Annotated in this window: 19 protein-coding genes; 11 read left to right on the forward strand and 8 right to left on the reverse strand. The window is 74.1% G+C overall.

The annotated features are described in order from the left end of the window. The first annotated feature begins 1 nt into the window (after window position 1). Window positions 2-595, forward strand: coding sequence for an SH3 domain-containing protein (locus CHF15_RS11000; protein ID WP_089223487.1), 594 nt, complete (start codon window positions 2-4; stop codon window positions 593-595). 21 nt (window positions 596-616) lie between these two features. Here CHF15_RS11000 and CHF15_RS11005 read toward each other — a convergent pair whose 3' ends face one another. Beyond that, window positions 617-1927 (reverse strand): streptophobe family protein, encoded by a 1311-nt coding sequence (locus CHF15_RS11005; protein ID WP_089223488.1) that lies wholly within the window; start codon window positions 1925-1927, stop codon window positions 617-619. An 89-nt stretch (window positions 1928-2016) separates the two neighbouring features. Between CHF15_RS11005 and CHF15_RS11010 the strand changes: the two genes are divergently transcribed. Next, entirely contained in the window at window positions 2017-2877 is an 861-nt protein-coding gene (locus CHF15_RS11010) for a DUF6777 domain-containing protein (RefSeq protein ID WP_089223489.1), read from the forward strand. Between the two features lie 53 nt (window positions 2878-2930). Further along, a complete protein-coding gene (locus tag CHF15_RS11015) occupies window positions 2931-3827 on the forward strand; it encodes a MerR family transcriptional regulator (protein ID WP_089223490.1) in 897 nt (298 codons plus the stop codon). Between the two features lie 15 nt (window positions 3828-3842). On the opposite strand, the gene CHF15_RS11020 is transcribed toward CHF15_RS11015, so the two are convergent. Both CHF15_RS11020 and CHF15_RS11025 read right to left on the reverse strand, forming a co-directional pair. Continuing rightward, entirely contained in the window at window positions 3843-4298 is a 456-nt protein-coding gene (locus CHF15_RS11020) for a Crp/Fnr family transcriptional regulator (RefSeq protein ID WP_089223491.1), read from the reverse strand. A 48-nt stretch (window positions 4299-4346) separates the two neighbouring features. Continuing rightward, window positions 4347-5636 carry an alpha/beta family hydrolase gene (locus CHF15_RS11025; RefSeq protein WP_089223492.1) on the reverse strand — a complete coding sequence of 430 codons (1290 nt, stop codon included), beginning with the start codon at window positions 5634-5636 and terminating at the stop codon, window positions 4347-4349. An 87-nt stretch (window positions 5637-5723) separates the two neighbouring features. Between CHF15_RS11025 and CHF15_RS11030 the strand changes: the two genes are divergently transcribed. Continuing rightward, window positions 5724-6458, forward strand: a complete 735-nt coding sequence (locus CHF15_RS11030) for a DUF72 domain-containing protein (RefSeq protein WP_089223493.1) — start codon at window positions 5724-5726, stop codon at window positions 6456-6458. After that, window positions 6455-6739: an acylphosphatase gene (locus CHF15_RS11035; protein WP_089223494.1), complete on the forward strand. Its 285-nt coding sequence runs from the start codon at window positions 6455-6457 to the stop codon at window positions 6737-6739. The genes CHF15_RS11030 and CHF15_RS11035 overlap by 4 nt, the downstream gene beginning before the upstream one ends. Before the next feature lie 72 nt (window positions 6740-6811). Here CHF15_RS11035 and CHF15_RS11040 read toward each other — a convergent pair whose 3' ends face one another. The 4 genes from CHF15_RS11040 to polX all read right to left on the reverse strand — a co-directional run bounded on the left by CHF15_RS11040 (window position 6812) and on the right by polX (window position 11473). Next, window positions 6812-8242, reverse strand: coding sequence for a lipase maturation factor family protein (locus tag CHF15_RS11040; protein WP_089223495.1), 1431 nt, complete (start codon window positions 8240-8242; stop codon window positions 6812-6814). 91 nt (window positions 8243-8333) lie between these two features. After that, window positions 8334-9116: a VOC family protein gene (locus CHF15_RS11045; RefSeq protein ID WP_179279731.1), complete on the reverse strand. Its 783-nt coding sequence runs from the start codon at window positions 9114-9116 to the stop codon at window positions 8334-8336. A gap of 152 nt (window positions 9117-9268) precedes the next feature. Then, a complete protein-coding gene (locus CHF15_RS11050; RefSeq protein WP_089223496.1) occupies window positions 9269-9676 on the reverse strand; it encodes a hypothetical protein in 408 nt (135 codons plus the stop codon). Between the two features lie 63 nt (window positions 9677-9739). After that, the gene (gene polX, locus CHF15_RS11055) at window positions 9740-11473 is read right to left on the reverse strand and encodes a DNA polymerase/3'-5' exonuclease PolX (protein ID WP_089223497.1); all 1734 of its coding nucleotides are present in this window, start codon (window positions 11471-11473) and stop codon (window positions 9740-9742) included. 127 nt (window positions 11474-11600) lie between these two features. Between polX and CHF15_RS11060 the strand changes: the two genes are divergently transcribed. The 6 genes from CHF15_RS11060 to CHF15_RS11085 all read left to right on the forward strand — a co-directional run bounded on the left by CHF15_RS11060 (window position 11601) and on the right by CHF15_RS11085 (window position 16825). Beyond that, complete coding sequence (locus CHF15_RS11060; RefSeq protein ID WP_089223498.1) at window positions 11601-11816, forward strand: dodecin; 216 nt, start codon at window positions 11601-11603, stop codon at window positions 11814-11816. Window positions 11817-11899: 83 nt separating this feature from the next. Beyond that, a complete protein-coding gene (locus CHF15_RS11065; RefSeq protein WP_089223499.1) occupies window positions 11900-12349 on the forward strand; it encodes a VOC family protein in 450 nt (149 codons plus the stop codon). Window positions 12350-12466: 117 nt separating this feature from the next. Beyond that, a complete protein-coding gene (locus CHF15_RS11070; protein ID WP_375815285.1) occupies window positions 12467-13027 on the forward strand; it encodes a (2Fe-2S)-binding protein in 561 nt (186 codons plus the stop codon). Between the two features lie 4 nt (window positions 13028-13031). Beyond that, a complete protein-coding gene (locus CHF15_RS11075; protein ID WP_089223500.1) occupies window positions 13032-14021 on the forward strand; it encodes an FAD binding domain-containing protein in 990 nt (329 codons plus the stop codon). Then, window positions 14018-16252 (forward strand): xanthine dehydrogenase family protein molybdopterin-binding subunit, encoded by a 2235-nt coding sequence (locus CHF15_RS11080; RefSeq protein WP_089223501.1) that lies wholly within the window; start codon window positions 14018-14020, stop codon window positions 16250-16252. The genes CHF15_RS11075 and CHF15_RS11080 overlap by 4 nt, the downstream gene beginning before the upstream one ends. Before the next feature lie 177 nt (window positions 16253-16429). Beyond that, on the forward strand, window positions 16430-16825 hold the full coding sequence (locus CHF15_RS11085; protein ID WP_089223502.1) for a hypothetical protein: 396 nt from the start codon (window positions 16430-16432) through the stop codon (window positions 16823-16825). Between the two features lie 9 nt (window positions 16826-16834). Here the strand turns inward: CHF15_RS11085 and CHF15_RS11090 are convergent, their stop codons facing one another. After that, window positions 16835-17485: a DedA family protein gene (locus CHF15_RS11090; protein WP_089223503.1), complete on the reverse strand. Its 651-nt coding sequence runs from the start codon at window positions 17483-17485 to the stop codon at window positions 16835-16837. Window positions 17486-17487: the final 2 nt, after the last annotated feature.

Below are 17487 nucleotides of genomic sequence, written 5' to 3' on the forward strand. Positions count from 1 at the left end.
CGTGGTGTACGAGCCGGAGTTCGTCCCGACCCACGTCGCCCCGTCCGCGGGGCTCCCCACCTGGCGGGCGCCGGACGATTCCAGCCCCTCGGCCGGGCTGGACCCGCTGCTGCCGGTGCGGGTGACCGAGCACCGGGGCGACTGGGCGCGGATCGTGTGCTCCAACGGCTGGTCCGCCTGGGTGGACGGACGCCTGCTGATCACGGTCCCGCAGGGCCCTCCGGCCGTCGGCGGCTCCCCGGCCCGCACGGCGGACGCCCGGCCCCTGCTGGGCCGGCTGGTGGAGGCGCTCGGCTCGTACCGCTCCCTGGTGCAGGACCTGGCGGCCGGCCGGATCGACCTGGAGACCTTCGACCGCGGCACGAGCGGCATCAGGATCGGCGCCGTCGTCGACGGGGACGCGGTCTGGCTCTTCGACGCCGAGCACGACCGCTGGTGCTACTGCGACGGCACCCGCATGGCGACCTACGCCTCCTCCTCCCCGCCCGCCGTGCGCCCGGGCGACCCGGGCCCCCCGCCCCCGGCGAAGCCCCCGCCCGGCGGCGACTCCTCACCCACCGAGACCCACCCGGTCACGTGGACGGGTGAAGCCTGACGGCGCGTGCACGGGACGGCGTCAGGGGGCCGGGGTGTCCGGCCGGGCGGGGCGGGCGCGGGCCACGAGGTGGACGGCCATGCTGCCGAGCAGACCGGCCGCCACGCCCCACAGCGCGGCGATACCGATCGCGGGGAGCAGGTTCGGGAGCAGCACGATCGAACCGCCGAGACCGCCGGTGTCCGAGGGGTCGCCGATGCCGAACAGGGACAGGCCGTAGTGCGCGTCGATCCGGGTGAGCACGCCGATCAGCAGCATGGCCACCGCGGACGCCGCGGCCAGGTGGACGGCGTTGCGCACGTGCCCCGTGCCGGGCGGCGCGCGCCGGGCGGTGGCCCAGCCGGCGCCCAGCATGGCGACGGCGACGGCGACCACCAGCCACCACGCCCTTCCGTCGTGCTCGGACAGCGACGCGAGGTCGAGCGTGACGTCACCGTCCCCGCTGCGCAGCACGGCGGCCAGCGCCTCCGGCATCGGCACGCCGAGCGCCCCCTGCACGTTGCCGTGCCACGAGGCGCCCATGCCGATCCCGAGGGCGAGCCAGGCCACGTTCGGCAGGCCGAGGAAGACCACGGCGAAGCCGTCGGCGGGCTCCGCGCGGGTGAAGGCGGTGACCACCGCGATCACGGCGCCGGCGACCACGTAGGCGAGCAGCACGCCCACCATGGCGCGGGCGGCCGGCCGGACGACGGTGTGCGCGGGCACCAGCCGGGAGGGCAGCGGAGCCCTCCGTGACACGGCGAAGGCCAGGACGAGGACGACGGCCAGCCAGAGCAGCCCGGCGACGACCGTGACCGGTACGTCGGCGTGGAAGCCGACGGTGGGGGTGGCCCCGAGCAGGTCGCCGAGGTCGTCGAGGAAGTCCTCGCCCGTGGAGACGGTGAAGGTGTGGCGTGCGCCGAGGGCGATCAGCAGTGTGACGAGGGCCCACAGCACGGCCGTACGGACGAAGAGCCACAGCATCCGGCCCCCGGGGACCACCGCGTGCCGTCGCAGCGGCCGTACGACCACATAGGCGGTGACGAGGGCCCCGGCGAGGGCCACGGACAGCGGGAAGACGGTCACCGCCGCGTCCGAGCGGGCGATGGTGCCCGCGCCGCCCTCCAGGCCGACGCGGCCGCCGACGGCCATGACCACGGTGGCCGCGATGACGGGCAGGAACGCGCCCTGCGGCAGCTCCGAGGCCCCCGCCAGCCAGAGTCCCAGGGCCGCCACGACCACCATGACGGCGTACCCGGCCAGAACCGCCGCGAGAGCGTGCAGCCAGCCGTGGGCGAGCCCCGGTGCGGGGGGCGGGGCGGAGGACGGGGCGGAGGGCGGATGCCGGGTCACGGTGTCAGGCTAAGCAGCCCGGCGGCAGCCCGCCCGTCCGGAATGCCCCGGCTTGCGGCCGGGTCGGAGGGTGGACGGAGAATGCGGGAGTGACCCCACCCCCGCCCCGGCAACCACCCGGCGCCCCCGACCCCGGCCAGGACCCGCCCGCGCACGCGCGCCGCGGGTGGTGGACGTCGAGCGCCGGGCTGTCGGCACTGGCGGCGCTCGGGGCCGCGGCGCTCGTCCTGGCGGTCTTCCTGGCCGGGGTCGGGGGCGGAGGTACCGCAGCGCCGGAGAGAAGCCCCTCGCCCGGCGGGCCGCGGATCGTGCTGCAGCCGGCCCAGGTGGCGGGCCTCGACGCCTTCACCGCCGGCACGGCCGGTGAGTTCCCGCCCGCGGACGCCCCGGCACCCACCCTGACCCCCGGGCCCCCCGCCGCGTACGGGGCGCCGAGCGTCTCCGGCGGTACGCGCGCCCTGTACGGCGGCACCAAGGGCAGGGCGTCGTGCGACGTCGCCGAGCAGACCCGGTACCTGACCGAGGACCCCGGCAAGGCGGCCGCCTTCGCCCGGGTGGCGGTCATCGACGCCGACGGGATCGGGCGGTACCTGAAGTCGCTCACCCCGGCGCTGTTGCGCGCCGACACCCGGGTCACCGACCACGGCTACGCGGACGGCTCCGAGACCTCCTTCGCGGCGGTGCTGGAGGCGGGCACGGCGGTGCTCGTCGACGACCGCGGCGTCCCCCGGGTGCGGTGCGCGGGCGGCAATCCGCTGTCGGCGCCGAAAGCGGCCGAGGGCGCCGGCCACACCGGGCAGCCGTGGCCCGGCTTCCGCGCGTCGGAGGTCGTCGCGGTACACCCCGCATCACAGACGCACCGGTCGTTCGTCCTGTACGACGCGGGCCGCGACAAGCTCTTCCGCCGCCCGGCGGGCACAAGGGGCGCCGACGACACCTGGCTGGGGTGACCCGGGCGCCGGGGCTTGAGCCTCCAGCCGCTGGAAGGTCCAGACTCGGCGGCATGAGCGACGACCAGGAGCTGCTCACCATCGGGCGGCTCTCCCGCCGTACCGGCATGCCGGTGCGCACCATCCGCTACTGGTCCGACATCGGCGCGCTGCCGCCGGCCGGGCGCAGCGGCGGCGGCTACCGGCTGTACGACGCCGCCTCCGTGGCGCGGCTGGAGTTGATCCGCACGCTGCGCGAGCTCGGCCTGGGCCTGGAGGAGGTACGCCGGATCCTGGAGCGGGAGACCACGGTCGCGGCCGTCGCCGCCGTCCATGTGGAGGCGCTGGACGCGCAGATCAGGACACTGCGGCTGCGCCGCGCGGTGCTCGGCACCGTGGCGAAGCGGCAGTCGGACACCGAGGAGATGACTCTGTTGAACCAGTTGGCACGGCTGTCGGCCGACGAACGGCGGCGGATCGTCGAGGAGTTCGTGGACGAGGTCTTCGAAGGGCTCGACGCCGACCCCGACATCGAGGCCCGTATGCGGCGCACCCCCGCCGACCTCCCCGACGACCCCACGCCCGAGCAGGTGGACGCCTGGGTGGAACTCGCCGAGCTGGTCCGCGACCCGGACTTCCGCCGCCACATGCGCACCGTCGTCGAGCACAACGCGGCGCAGCACCCCGCGCCGGGCGCGTCCGTGTGGTTCGCGCGCAAGGTCGTCGGCGTCGTGGGCGCGGCGCGGGATTGCGGAGTGGCACCCGGCGCGGCCGAGGCCGAGCCCGTACTGACCGAGATCCTGGGCGCGGACGCCGACCGCGCCGCCGTGCTGGCCCGTCTGGAGGCCGGCATGGACGGACGCGCCGAGCGCTACCGGCAGTTGCTGGCGGTGCTCGGCGGCGAGCCGCCGCGTCCCACGCACGTGGCCGAATTCCATTGGCTGGCCGAGGCTCTCAGGGCGCATCCCTGAGGTCCGGGCGTGCCCTCAGGAGTGTTCCTGCAGACGCGGGCCGTAGATGTCGAGCATCCGGGCCCGGGCGGAGCCCAGCCGCTGGGCGATGGTCTGGGCGGCGGCCAGCACGATGGCCTGGCCCAGCACCGGGTTCTCCCGGCACAGGTCGCGGATCTCGGCCCCGCTGAACTCGTAGGCGCCCACCGAGCCCAGCGCGTGGGCGCCGACCTGCCAGCGGTAGGGAGGGAACAGCCAGGACCAGCCGATGAGTTCGCCGGGTCCGAGGGTCTCCACGGAGACCGCGCCGCGGCCGGGCACGTCCATGTCGATGGAGACGGCCCCTGACTCGACCACCCAGAAGCGGTCGGCGAATCTGCCCTCGTCGCAGATGCGCCAGCTCTGCGGGAAGCTGACCTTCTTGGCGTGTTCCAGGAAGGCCCGGCGGTGGGCCGACGGAAGTGAGTCCAGCATGGTCACCGTGCTGCTCATCGGCGCATCCTCCTACTCCCTTCCACACCCCCTGACCTCAGGGTACGGTCACGGACCGGCCGTCGCAGGGAGGTGACCGGCCAACCAGTCGCGCGCCAGGTGCGCCACCTCGTCGAGGGCTCCGGGCTCCTCGAACAGATGGGTCGCGCCGGGGACCACGTGCAGCAGGCTGGGGCAGCCGAGCGCCTCCTGGGCACGCCGGTTCAGCTCCAGGACGGTGGTGTCCCGGCCGCCGACGATGAGCAGGGTGGGTGCACTGACCTCGCCGAGCCGGGGCGCGGCCAGGTCGGGGCGGCCGCCCCGGGACACCACCGAGGAGACGTACGGGGCGGCCCGGGGGTCGGCCGCGGCCCACAGCGCGGCGGCGGCGCCCGTACTGGCCCCGAAGTAGGCCAGCGGCAGGTTCTCCCCGCGGGCCCACTCGGTGACGTCGGCGAGGCGGCCGGCGAGCAGTTCGATGTCGAAGACGTTGGCCCGGTCCGCCTCCTCGGCCGAGGTGAGGAGGTCGAAGAGGAGGGTGCCGAGGCCGGCCTGGTTGAGCGCGGCGGCCACGGCGCGGTTGCGCGGGCTGTGCCGGCTGCTGCCGGTGCCGTGGGCGAAGAGCACCAGGGCCCGCGCGTCGGCGGGCATGGTCAGCGTGCCGGCGAGCCGCGTCCCGGCCCCGCCGCCCACGGCGAGGTCCACCTCGGTGGTCCGCGGTTCCCGGGCGGCGGCCTGTTTGAGCAGCCCGGACACCTCGTCGTCGGCGGTCTGGGAGAAGTCGTGGTACCACTCGCCCACCGCGAAGAACGCGTTCGGCGCCGACAGGCACACCACGTCGTCGGCTGCGTGCCGCAGCGCGGGCAGCGACTGCGGCGAGGCCACGGGCACGGCGAGCACGATCCTGGCCGCGCCCTGGGCGCGAGCCACCTCGCAGGCGGCGAGGGCGGTGGCGCCGGTGGCGACGCCGTCGTCGACGATCAGCACCGTACGGCCGGCCAGCGAGGTGCGCGGCCGCCCCTCGCGGAAGCGGTGCGCCTGCCGGGCCAGCTCGGCCTCCTCGCGGTGCTCGACGGTGTCGATGTCGGCGCGGGAGACGTGGCCCATGCGGACGATGTCGTCGCTGAGCACCTTGGCGCCGCCCTCGCCGATGGCGCCGAAGCCCAGCTCCCGGTGGTACGGGACGCCCAGCTTGCGAACGACGATCACGTCGAGGGGGGCGTGCAGGGCCTGCGCCACCTCGTAGGCGACGACCACGCCGCCGCGCGGCAGGCCGAGCACGATGGGGTTGTCGAATTCCAGATGCCGCAGCCGCTCGGCGAGCTGCCGTCCGGCATCGGCACGGTCTGTGAAGTGCATGATTACACCCCCGCGAGCGGGGAGATGCGGGACTCCTTACGACCTACCCTGAATAGGGACCAGCAAGCAACCGGCAGGGACCGCGCGATGTCCGTGCTCGTGGGAACCTCGGGGTGGCAGTACCGGGACTGGCGCGGCGTGCTGTACCCGCCCCAGGTGCCGCAGCGATTGTGGCTGGAGGAGTACGCGCGCCGTTTCGGCACTGTCGAGAGCAACAACGCCTTCTACCGCCTGCCGTCCCGGGAGACCTTCGCCGGCTGGCGGGAGCACACGCCCGAGGGCTTCGTGATGGCGGTCAAGGCCAGCCGCTACCTGACCCACATGAAACGGCTGCGCGACCCGGAGGAGCCGGTGCGGCGGCTGCTCACGCACGCGGAGGGGCTCGGCGACCGGCTGGGCCCGGTGCTGCTGCAGCTGCCGCCGAACCTCCGGGCCGACGCCCGCGTCCTGGAGACGTGCCTGCGCTGCTTCCCCGCGGGGGTGCGGGTGGCGGTCGAGCCGCGGCACGCCTCCTGGTGGACCCCCGAGATCCGCGCGCTGCTGAAGCGCCGCGGCGCCGCGCTGTGCTGGGCCGACCGGCGGGCGCGCCCGGCGACGCCGTTGTGGCGCACCGCGGACTGGGGCTACGTGCGCTTCCATGAGGGCATCGCCCGGCCGTGGCCCCGCTACGGGTCCCGGGCGCTGACCACCTGGGCGCACCGCATCGTGGACACCTGGCCGGAGGGCTCCGACGTGTTCGTGTACTTCAACAACGACCCCGGCGGGGCGGCCGTCCTGGACGCCGGCGCCTTCCGCGACGCGATCCGCCAGGTGCGGCCGTGATCCGGCGCCGGGTCGTGGTGACGGGGGACGTCCAGGGGGTGTACTTCCGGGACACCTGCCGCATGACCGCGGGCGGGGCCGGTGTCGCCGGCTGGGTCCGCAACCGGCCGGACGGCACGGTCGAGGCGGTCTTCGAGGGCCCGTCCGAGGCGGTGGCGGAGATGGTGGCCTGGTCGCACGAGGGCTCGCCGCTGTCCATCGTGGACCGTGTGGAGGTCGTCGAGGAGGAGCCGGAGGGGCTCACCGGCTTCGAGATCCGCCCCACCCCTTGGCGCGGCTGAGGGCCGGCGTCGCGTCGTCGAGGCCGTCGCCGTACGCCGTGTCCGTGCCGGGGCCGGGACGCACGGGCGTCGTCAGCCATGGCGTCGCAGGCCCTCGCGGTCGACCGGCGGGAGGTACTCGCGCACCAGGCTCCGCTCCCACCAGGCCCCGGTGGCGCGCAGGGTGCGCCAGTCGGTGAACCGGTAGTGGTAGAGGCGGGCGCGGACGTAGGTGGGCGGGGCGTCCGGGAAGGGGTTGCTCCGCAGCAGCCGCAGGGTGCGGGGGTCGTTCTCCAGGAGCTTGCCGACGAACGGGATGAACCAGCTCCACGCGTACGCCGAGGAGATCCCGGCGAACCACATCATCCAGTCCAGCCGCAGGTGGTACGGGGCGAACTGACGGGGCAGCCGGTGCGGGTCGGTGGGCTTGCCCTTGAAGCCGTACTCCTTCCACACGGTGCCGGGGCCGGGTTCGGCGGCGTCGGTGCCCTCGACCACGACCTCCAGGCGCATCCGGTTGATGCTGCCGAAGGCGCCGTAGGAGTTGACCAGGTGCAGCCGGTTGAAGGAGACGTTCATCATCTGGCCGCGGGAGAGCAGGTTGCGGGCGGGCCAGTAGCTGAGCACGGCCACCAGGGCGGTGGCGGCGATCACCAGGGCCGCGTACCAGGCGGGCGGGGGGACGGACGCCTCGGGCGGCGGCGCGGCCGCGTACGAGCTGTCGAGGGCGGCGACGGCGAGGACGATCGTCAGCCAGTTCAGCCACGCGAAGTTGCCCGAGAGCACCAGCCACAGCTGGGTGAGGATGACGACGCAGGCGGCGACGCTCGCCACCGGCTGCGGGGTGAACAGGGCGACGGGCACGACCAGCTGGGCGAAGTGGTTGGCGGCGGTCTCGGCCCGGTGCGCCCCGCGCGGCAGGTGGTGGAAGAACCAGCTGAGCGGGCCGGGCATGGGCTGCGTCTCGTGGTGGTAGTAGAGGCAGGTCAGATCGCGCCAGCAGGCGTCGCCCCGCATTTTGATCAGGCCGGCGCCGAACTCGACGCGGAAGACCAGCCAGCGCATCAGCCACAGGATCAGCACGGGCGGCCCGGTGTCCTCGTTGCCGAGGAACACCGCCAGGAAGCCGGCCTCCAGCAGCAGGGACTCCCAGCCGAACGCGTACCAGGTCTGGCCGACGTTGACGATCGACAGGTAGAGCAGCCACAGCACCGCCCAGATCAGCATGGCGGCCCACAGCGGCACGAGGTCGGTGACGCCCGCGACGACGGCGGCGGACAGCGCGGCACCGCCCCACGCGACGGTGGCGAAGAGACGGTCGGAGTAGCGCAGGTGGAACAGGCTGGGCGCGTGGCGGAAGGGCACGTCCCGCAGGAAGCGCGGGACGGGCAGCAGCCCGTGCTCGCCGATGAGGGCGCGGAACTGGCCGGCTGCGGTGAGGAAGGCGACCAGGTACAGCACGCCCAGCCCGCGCTGGACGACGACGCGGCTCAGCCAGTAGTCGGGTGCCGTGAACCACTCCATGGCCGCTTCTCTAGTGCCCCGCCGGGGTGTCCGCGACCCGGCGGGACGATGGCGGGGCGAGGTTCATCCGATGGGACGCGGCCGGCGCGTACTACTCGTGGTCGGCGACGAGGGAGAGCAGCCCGCCCTCGGGGTCGCGGATGCCCGCGACCCTGCCGTAGGCGCTGTCGAGCGGCTCCCCGGTCACCTCGCCGCCTAGGTCCTTGGCGCGCCGGACGGCCTCGTCCACGTCGGCGACGGTGAAGAAGACGTGCCACCGCGGCCGGACCCTGGGGTCGGCCGCGGCCTCGACGCCGCCGCCGCGGATGCCCGCGACGCTGTGCCCGTCGACGTACAGGACGACCCGGTCGTTCTCCCACTCCACGACGTAGCGGGGGCCCCGCCGGTCCCAGTGGAAGACCTCGCCGTAGAACAGGGCCGCCGCGAAGGCGTCGCGGGTGCGCAGCTCGATCCAGGACGGGGCGCCGTGCATGCGCAGCTTGCGGGCGGGGCCGTGCTCGCCCTCCCAGATGCCGAAGGAGGCGCCCATGGAGTCGGCCACCAGCGCCAGCCGCCCGGCGTCGAAGTCGAGCGGGCCGACGGCCACCGTGCCGCCGCGGTCGCGGATGTCGGAGGCCGTGGCGTCGGCGCTCTCCACCCCGAAGTAGGTGGTCCAGGACACCGAGGTCTCCCAGTCGCGGGCTATCGCGCCGATGCCGGCCACCTCCGTGCCGTTCACCAGCGCGCGTTCGTACGGGCCCCAGCGTGAGGGCCCGGGTTCGAACTCCCAGCCGAGCAGTGGTCCGTAGAACGCCTTCGCCACGTCCAGGTCGCGTGCCATCAGGCTGACCCAGCACGGGGCGCCCGCCACACAGCAGATCTTCGTGGTGGACACGTACCGGCCTCCTTGTCCTGCCCCGTTCCAAGAATGGCGGCAGCGGGTCCGGGAGGCATCTTCGGCGGTCCGTCGTACGTACCGGTGGTGGCCGGGCGCTCCGGCCGGGTGGGTGGGTGGCTGGGTGGATCGGTCGGTCAGGGGGCGGTGGCTCAGTGGCCGAAGAGGTGCATGCCCCGGCGGCGCGCCGACGCCGAGGGGGTCTTCTGCGTCGTGGCCGTCTCGTCCTCGGTCATTGCGGTACCGGCGGCGGGGGTGGTGGTGCCGGCGGTGGTGGCGTCGGGCGCCGCGTCGGCGGCGCGGGCCCGGCGGCGCAGCCGGCGCAGCTCCGCACGGCGGCTGCGCTCGCGTCCGGCGCCGGCCAGGGCGATGACCGAGGCCAGGCAGAACACCAGGGCGAGCGCGAGACCGGCGAGGAACGCGCCGAGCGTGTTGACGGTGGCGATGTCCGAGCCGAACATCGTCACGGTGTAGTCGGGGCCTCCCCCGAGGTTCTCCGCGATCAGGAGCCCGGTGAAGGCGGCGGTGGCGCCCATGAGCACGAATCCCAGCAGCAGCATCGTGTCCTCCTCGATGTCGGGGCGTGGTAGGGGGCCCTCACGCTGCGCCTACCCCGGGTACGGTCACGGATGCGTACGGCGGCCCTTGCGCAGGAAGCGCCGCAGCCGGGTGAGCGGCCAGGCGTTGACGACGTCGTCCTCGGTGAGCCGGCCCCGCTGGGCGGTGCCGACGCCGTAGCGCATGAAGTCCAGGTGGACGGTGGAGTGCGCGTCGCTGTCGACGGCGAACCGCACGCCGTGCCGGCGGGCCCGCAGGATCAGCTCGTCGCCGAGGTCGAGCCGGTCGGGCTGGGCGTTGACCTCCAGCGCGGTGCCGGTGCGGGCGCAGGCGGCGAAGACCTCGTCGAAGTCGGCGTCGACACCCGGGCGCCTGCCCAGCAGCCGGGTGGTGGGGTGGCCGATGATGTTGACGTACGGGTGCTCGGCGGCGCGCACCAGGCGCCGGGTGAGGGCGTCGCGGTCCTGGTTGAAGTGGGAGTGGATCGAGGCGACGCACAGGTCGAAGCCGGCCAGGAACTCGTCCGGCCAGTCCACGTCCCCGTCGGGGCCGATGTTGAGTTCGGTGCCGTGCAGGATACGCATGCCTTGGTGCGATCGGTCCAGGCGGCGGACCTGCTCGCGCTGGGCGAGGATCTTCGCGTCGGTCATGCGCTGCATGTACAGGTTGGGAGCGTGGTCGGTGACCGCGTAGTAGGCGTAGCCGCGCGCGGCCGCCGCGGCCGCCATCTCCTCCAGCCCGGCAAGGCCGTCGGTCAGGTCGGTGTGGGTGTGCAGGTCGCCGCGGAGGGCGCGCAGGGCGAGCGGCTCGGGGAGCTCCCCGGCCAGTCCCGCCTGGATCTCGCCCCGGTCCTCGCGCAGGGTGGGCGGTATCCAGGGCAGGCCGAGCCGGGCGTAGACCTCCTCCTCGGTCCGGGAGACGACCCGCTCGCCGGTCGCGGTGTCGAAGAGCCCGTACTCGGAGAGCTTGAGGCCGTGGTGGACGGCCAGCTCCCGGACGCGGATGTTGTGGGCCTTGGAGCCGGTGAAGTACTGCAGCGCCGCGCCCCACGAGTCCGGCGGCACCACCCGCAGGTCGACCTGGAGGCCCTTGGCGGTGCGGATCGAGGTCTTCTTCGCGCCCCGCACGACGACCTCCGCGGTGACCGGCATCCGCACGAACGCCTCCATGAAGGGCGCGGACCGCTCGGCGGCGACGAGGACGTCGACGTCCCCGACGGTCTCCCGCATGCGGCGCAGCGAGCCGGCGTACGTGCAGCGTTCGCAGCCGGGGAGCGCGGAGAGCTCGGCGACGACGTCCTCGGCGACCTCCGTGGCGACGTCGAGCGGGACCCGGCCGGCCGAGGACTGCAGCAGGCCGATGCCGTGCAGGATGTTCTCCTCGGTGCGGGTGCCGAAGCCGGGCAGTCCGCGCAGGCGCTCCTGGTGGATGGCGTCGGCCAGTTCCCGCACCGAGGCGATGTGCAGCTCCTCGTAGAGCATCATGGCCCGCTTGGGGCCGAGCGTCGGGATCGCGGTCATCTCCCGTACGCCCGCGGGGATGCGGGCGCGCAGTTCCTCGAGGGCGGGGACGCTGCCGGTGCGCAGGTACTCGGCGACCTTCGCGGCCACCGACTTCCCCACGTCGGGGATCTTCCGCAGCTCCTTGTCGTCGAGCCGGGAGACGTCCTCGTGGTGGCCGCCGATGGCGCGGGCGGCCTTCTCGTAGGCGCGCGCCTTGAACGCGTCGCCGCCGGTGATCCGGATGAGGTCGGCGTACTCGCGGAGCAGGGCCTCGACCTCGTCGTTCGCCCTGGCCATGTGGGGCCCCTTCCCGCGGCACGCCGAGGGCTAACGCCCAGGGGCCCCTTCCCCTCGCGGCCCGACGGGTGATGAGGCACCGTGGAGGGGCGGCGGAACCGCCCGTCCCACCGATCAGGGAGGCCCCATGACCGACCACACGTACCGGGTGACCGAGATCGTCGGCTCGTCCAGCGAGGGCCTGGACGCCGCCATCCGCAACGGGCTCAGCCGGGCCTCGGAGACCCTGCGCAACCTCGACTGGTTCGAGGTCACGCAGATCCGCGGTCACCTGGCGGACGGGCAGGTCGGGCACTACCAGGTCGGGCTGAAGGTCGGCTTCAGGATCGAGGAGAACGGCTGAGCGACTGTCGACTGTCGTACCCGTCGGGCAGCATGGCCCCACCGGTGCAGGCACCGGGCGGGCCACTTCGACGGAGGCACACCATGGTCGCGTTCCAGCTCACGATCGACTGCGCGGATCCGGAGGCGCAGGCGCGCTTCTGGGCGGACGCGCTGCGCTACCGCATCGAGGCCGCGCCGGACGGCTTCCCCACCTGGCGGGAGTACTGGCTCTCCGTCGGCGTGCCCGAGGAGGAGCTCGGCAAGGGTGACTGCTGCGACTCCATCGTGGATCCGGCGGGTGAGGGGCCCCGGATCTGGTTCCAGCAGGTGCCCGAGGGCAAGGTGGTCAAGAACCGGCTCCACCTCGACGTCAAGGTCGGCGGCGAGCGGGCCGAAGTGCCCCTGGAGACGCGCAGGGAGCGGGTCGAGGCCGAGGCCGGCCGGCTGGTCGCGGCGGGGGCCTCGCGGCTGCGCGTGCTCGCCGAACCGGGCGTGGACCACTACGGGGTCGTGATGCGGGACCCGGAGGGCAACGAGTTCTGCGTGGCGTGACCGGTGCCCGCCCGGCTCCGGGGGCCGTCGCGGCCCTGGGCGCACCCCCATGATCCCGGTTGCGGGTCGTTGACGGGCGAAACAGCATGAGAGGGAGACCGATCTGGAGGTGGACCGGTGTCCTCACATGTCTCGGCGAACACTGCGGCGGAGTCCGGCGTCCTGCCGGAGCGCGGACCGGAGCCCGTCCAGGTCACCCTGCACGTCAACGGGGAGCGGCGGGCGGTGGACATCGAGCCCCGCGTGAGCCTGCTCGACGCGCTCCGGGAGCACCTGGGCCTGACCGGCGCCAAGAAGGGGTGCGACCAGGGCGCCTGCGGGGCCTGCACGGTGCTGGTGGACGGGCGGCGCGTGCTGGGCTGCCTGACGCTCGCCATCACGTGCGAGGGCCGCGAGGTCACCACCATCGAGGGCCTGGCCCGGGAGGGCCGGCTCGACCCGATGCAGGAGGCGTTCATCGCGCACGACGCCTTCCAGTGCGGCTACTGCACCCCGGGGCAGATCATGTCGGCGGTGGCGCTGCTGCGGGAGGGGCACGCCGGGGACGACGAGGAGATCAAGGAGTGGATGAGCGGCAACATCTGCCGCTGTGCCGCGTACCCCAACATCCGTGCGGCGATCCGCGCGGTCCGCGACGCGGACCCGGACGCCGCCCCCGGAACCGGCAGCGGAGCGTGACATCGTGCGGCCCATCAGCTACACCCGCGCCACGGGCACGACGGACGCGATCGCGGCCGTCACCGCCGACCCGAGGAGCCACTTCCTCGCCGGCGGCACCACCGAGGTCGACCTGCTGCGGCAGAACGTGCTCGCGCCGCGCCGGCTCGTCGACATCAACGACCTCCCCCTGACCGGGGTGGAGGAGATGCCCGACGGCTCGCTGCGGATCGGCGCGCTGGCCCGGATGAGCCAGGTCGCGCAGGCGCCCGTCGTACGGGAGCGCTTCCCGCTGATCGCCCAGGCGCTGGAACTCGGCGCCTCGGCCCAGTTGCGCAACATGGCCTCCATGGGCGGCAACATGATGCAGCGCGTGCGGTGCGGCTACTTCCGCGACACCGCGTCGGCCTGCAACAAGCGGGTGCCCGGCAGCGGTTGCGCGGCGATCGAGGGGACGAGCCGCGGGCACGCGGTCCTCGGCACGAGCGCGCACTGCATCGCCACCCACCCCTCGGACGTCGCCGTGGCCCTGGCGGCGCTCGACGCGAGGATCCGGACCGAGGGGCCCGGCGGTGAACGCTCCTACTCCTTCGAGGAGTTCTTCCTGCTGCCCGGCGACACCCCGGACCGGGAGCACCCGCTGGAGCACGGCGAGCTGATCACCGTGATCGAGGTGCCCTCGGTGCCCATCGCCCGCCACTCCGCGTATCTGAAGGTCCGGGACCGCGAGTCGTACGAGTTCGCGCTGGTCTCGGTGGCGGCCGCGCTGGCGCTGGCGGACGGGCTGGTGCTGGACGTCCGCCTCGCGCTCGGCGGGGTGGGCACCCGGCCGTGGCGGGCGGAGCGCGCCGAGGAGTTCCTGCTCGGGGCGCCGGCGATCCCGCAGAACTTCCACGAGGCCGCGCGGGTCGAGATGGCCGCGGCGCGCCCCACGTCGATGAACGCGTTCAAGGTCGAACTCGCCTGCCGCACCGTGGTCCGCGCGCTCGAGACCCTCACCGGGAGCCCGTCGTGACCCCGGCCGTCGGACAGCCGGTGGACCGGGTCGACGGCCGCCCCAAGGTCACCGGATCGGCGCGGTTCTCGGCGGAGATCCCGCTGCCCGGCATGGCGTACGCCGCGCTCGTCGGGGCGCACATCGCCGCGGGGCGGATCACCTCGATCGACACCGGCGAGGCCGAGGCCGCCGAGGGGGTCCTCGCGGTCCTCACCCACGAGAACACCCCGCCCATCGCGGCGCAGCCGCCGCTGCTGCCCTCCCTGGCGGGGACGGCGGCCCCCGGCCAGACCTTCTTCCCCCTGCAGGACGACGTCGTCCACTACGCGGGCCAGCACATCGCCGTGGTCGTCGCCGACACCCACGAACGGGCCCAGCACGCGGCGAGCCTGCTGCACGTGCGGTACGCGGAGGAGCCCTCGGTCACCACCCTCGACCAGGGCCGGGACCTGGCCCACGTGCCCGAGGCGATCTTCGGCGGCTTCATGCCGGGGCGCATGAGCCGGGGCGACCTGCGGAAGGGGATCGACGAGGCCGACGTACGGCTGGACGCCACCTTCACCTACGCCGCGAACAACCACAACCCCATCGAGCCGCCGGCGACCACCGCGTCCTGGGAGGGCGGCGAACTCACGCTCTGGGACGCCACGCAGGGCGTCACCTCCACCCAGCAGACGGTCGCCGCACTGCTCGGCCTGCCGGTCTCCCGGGTGCGGGTCGTCGGGCACTACACGGGCGGCAGTTTCGGCGGCAAGGCGATGACCTGGCACCACCCGGCCCTCGCCGCGATCGCCGCCCGGACGGTGGGCCGCCCGGTGAAACTGGCGCTGACCCGCGAGCAGATGTTCACCTCGATGGGGCACCGCGAGGAGCAGGAGCAGACGATCATGCTCGCCGCGACCGGGGACGGGCGGCTCACCGCGCTGCGCCACCACAAGCTCTCCCCCACCTCGCACTTCGACGAGTGGGCCGAGCCCTCGCTGGGCGTCGCCTCGCAGATCTACGGGTGCCCCCACTACGAGGGCGAGTACCGGCTGTTCCGCGCGAACACCATGACGCCGACCTTCATGCGCGCGCCCGGGGAGGCCTCGGGCATGTTCGCCATGGAGTGCGCGATGGACGAGCTCGCCGAGCGGCTCGGGATGGACCCGCTGGAGCTGCGGCTGCGCAACATCACGGCGACCGACCCGATGACGGGCGACCCGTGGTCGAGCTGGGGCCTGGAGGAGTGCTACCGCCGCGGCGCGGAGCGTTTCGGCTGGGCCGGCCGCGACCCGCGGCCGCGCTCCCGGCGCGAGGGGCACTGGATGATCGGCACGGGCATGGCCAGCGCGGGCTACCCCGTCGCCCAGCCCCTCACGCCGCAGCGGGCCCGCGCGCGCCTGTACGCCGACGGGACGGTGCTGGTGCAGGCGGCCACCCCCGACTTCGGCACCGGTGTGGCCACGGTCATGACGCAGGTCGCCGCCGACGCCCTCGGCCTGCCCGTCGAGCGGTGCCGCTTCGAGAACGGCGACACCGCCCTCCCCCAGATCGCCGCGGCCGTCGGCTCCGCCGGTGCCGGCATGATCAGCGCGGCCGTCCACACCGCCGCCACGGCCCTGCGGGACGCGCTCGTCGCGCGGGCGGTCGCCGACGCCGAGTCCCCGCTGCACGGGGCGGACGCGGGGGCCGTCGAGCTCCGGGACGGCCGCATGGTGCTCCGGGGCGACCCCGGCACGGGCGAGAGCTACGCGGAGATGATGCACCGCCAGTTCCTGCCGGACCTGGAGGCCCTGGGCTCCTGGAACCCTGGTTCCGGCGCGAACGGCCACGCCCTGATGACCTTCGGCGCGCAGTTCGCCGAGGTCGCCGTCGACGCCGACCTGGGTATCGTCCGGGTCCGCCGCATGGTCGGCGCCTTCGCCCCGGGACGGGTCCTCAATCCGAAGACCGCGCGCAGCCAGCTGATGGGCGGCATGATCTGGGGCCTCGGCCAGGCCCTCCTCGAGGCCAACCACATGGAGGCCCGCACCGGGCGCTGGGCGGCCTCGAGCCTCGGCGACTACCTGGTCGCCGTGAACGCGGACGCGCCGGACGTCGACGTCGAACTCGTCGAGGTCGAGGACACCGTCGTCAACCCCCTCGGCGTCAAGGGCGTCGGCGAGATCGGCCAGGTCGGCGCGGGCGCCGCCATCGCCAACGCCGTCCACCACGCGACGGGCCGCCGCGTCCGCAAGATGCCGATCACCATCGAGGACCTGCTGTAACCCCCACCGGGGCCCCACACACCCCGCCCACGGGCGCGAAGGGCGCGGGTCCGTGCCCCCACGCGCGACTGCGCGCCGCGCCGGACCCCGCCACACGCGGCCGAAGCCCTGGTCCTGGGCCGGACGTTGCCCGAAGGTGGGAGTACGCAACGGCGAACCGGCAGGGGGCCATCGGCGATGAGCGACTGGCTGTACATCCTGAAGTCGACCGACACGACGATGAACGGGAAGCTCGCCACGCCGGGCGAGGTGCTCGACTGCGCGCGGGCGCAACCCCGGGGCGACTGGAGGCTCTCGCGGCGCCGTCACATGGTCGGCGGTGACCGCATCTGGATCTACTTCACCAGCCCGTACAAGGTGATCGCCGCCATGGCCGACGTGGAGGACGAGCCCCAGGAGGTGGCCGACCCGGCCTACCCCTGGCGGTTCACGGCAGTGCTGCACCTCGCGGCGACGCGCGCCCTGCATGACCGTCCCCTTCCGCTGAGTGCCCTGAGCAACAGGCACCCGCAGGGAGTCGTCCGCGTACCCGAGCCGGATCTCACGACGCTGATGGCGCACGCAGGGCTGTGAGGGCCGCGTTCAGGGGCCGTAGCCGCGGCCGCGGAGACGGCGGCGGCGGATGTGGCGGGCAGTCAGGGCGGCGGCGATCAGGGCCACGGCGATCAGGGCGTAGAGCTGGAAGCGGGTGAGCCAGGCGTAGAGCGCGCCGAGGCGGGTGCCGGCGGCGTAGGCGAGGGCGGCCCATACACCGACCCAGAGGACCGCGCCGAGGGTGTTGCACAGCAGGAAGCGCCACCAGGGCATGCCCGCGGTGCCGGCGATGATGCCGTTGGTCTGGCGCAGGACGTCCACGAAGCGGGCGAGCAGGACGACGAGGTCGCCGCGGCGGGCGAAGAACTCCTCCCCGCGCGCGAAGCGTTCCGGGGTGAGCAGGACGTAGCGGCCCCAGCGGTGGACGAAGGCGCGACCGCCGATGCGGCCGATGAGGTAGCCGAGGCAGTCGCCCGCGACGGCCGCGACGACCGCGACCGCGACGACGGCGGCGATGTCCATCCGTCCGGTGCCCGCGTAGGCGGCCGCGACGACGAGGACGGTCTGGCCGGGCACCGGGATCCCGCCGTTGTCGAGCAGGACGAGGACGCCGACCGCCAGGTAGCCCCAGTCGTCGAGGAGCGGGGCAAGGTGCGCGAGGGGTCCGGGGAGGGGCGGCGGGACGGGGGCCGTGGCCATGG

Source organism: Actinacidiphila glaucinigra (genome assembly GCF_900188405.1).
Taxonomy (GTDB): domain Bacteria; phylum Actinomycetota; class Actinomycetes; order Streptomycetales; family Streptomycetaceae; genus Actinacidiphila; species Actinacidiphila glaucinigra.

What these genes read in the sequence shown, in the direction of transcription:
- CHF15_RS11015 (WP_089223490.1), top strand. Translation starts at nt 2,931, where the DNA reads ATGAGCGACGACCAGGAGCTGCTCACCATCGGGCGGCTCTCCCGCCGT.
- CHF15_RS11020 (WP_089223491.1), bottom strand. Translation starts at nt 4,298, where the DNA reads ATGAGCAGCACGGTGACCATGCTGGACTCACTTCCGTCGGCCCACCGC.
- CHF15_RS11025 (WP_089223492.1), bottom strand. Translation starts at nt 5,636, where the DNA reads ATGCACTTCACAGACCGTGCCGATGCCGGACGGCAGCTCGCCGAGCGG.
- CHF15_RS11030 (WP_089223493.1), top strand. Translation starts at nt 5,724, where the DNA reads ATGTCCGTGCTCGTGGGAACCTCGGGGTGGCAGTACCGGGACTGGCGC.
- CHF15_RS11040 (WP_089223495.1), bottom strand. Translation starts at nt 8,242, where the DNA reads ATGGAGTGGTTCACGGCACCCGACTACTGGCTGAGCCGCGTCGTCGTC.
- CHF15_RS11050 (WP_089223496.1), bottom strand. Translation starts at nt 9,676, where the DNA reads ATGCTGCTGCTGGGATTCGTGCTCATGGGCGCCACCGCCGCCTTCACC.
- polX (WP_089223497.1), bottom strand. Translation starts at nt 11,473, where the DNA reads ATGGCCAGGGCGAACGACGAGGTCGAGGCCCTGCTCCGCGAGTACGCC.
- CHF15_RS11060 (WP_089223498.1), top strand. Translation starts at nt 11,601, where the DNA reads ATGACCGACCACACGTACCGGGTGACCGAGATCGTCGGCTCGTCCAGC.
- CHF15_RS11065 (WP_089223499.1), top strand. Translation starts at nt 11,900, where the DNA reads ATGGTCGCGTTCCAGCTCACGATCGACTGCGCGGATCCGGAGGCGCAG.
- CHF15_RS11085 (WP_089223502.1), top strand. Translation starts at nt 16,430, where the DNA reads ATGAGCGACTGGCTGTACATCCTGAAGTCGACCGACACGACGATGAAC.
- CHF15_RS11090 (WP_089223503.1), bottom strand. Translation starts at nt 17,485, where the DNA reads ATGGCCACGGCCCCCGTCCCGCCGCCCCTCCCCGGACCCCTCGCGCAC.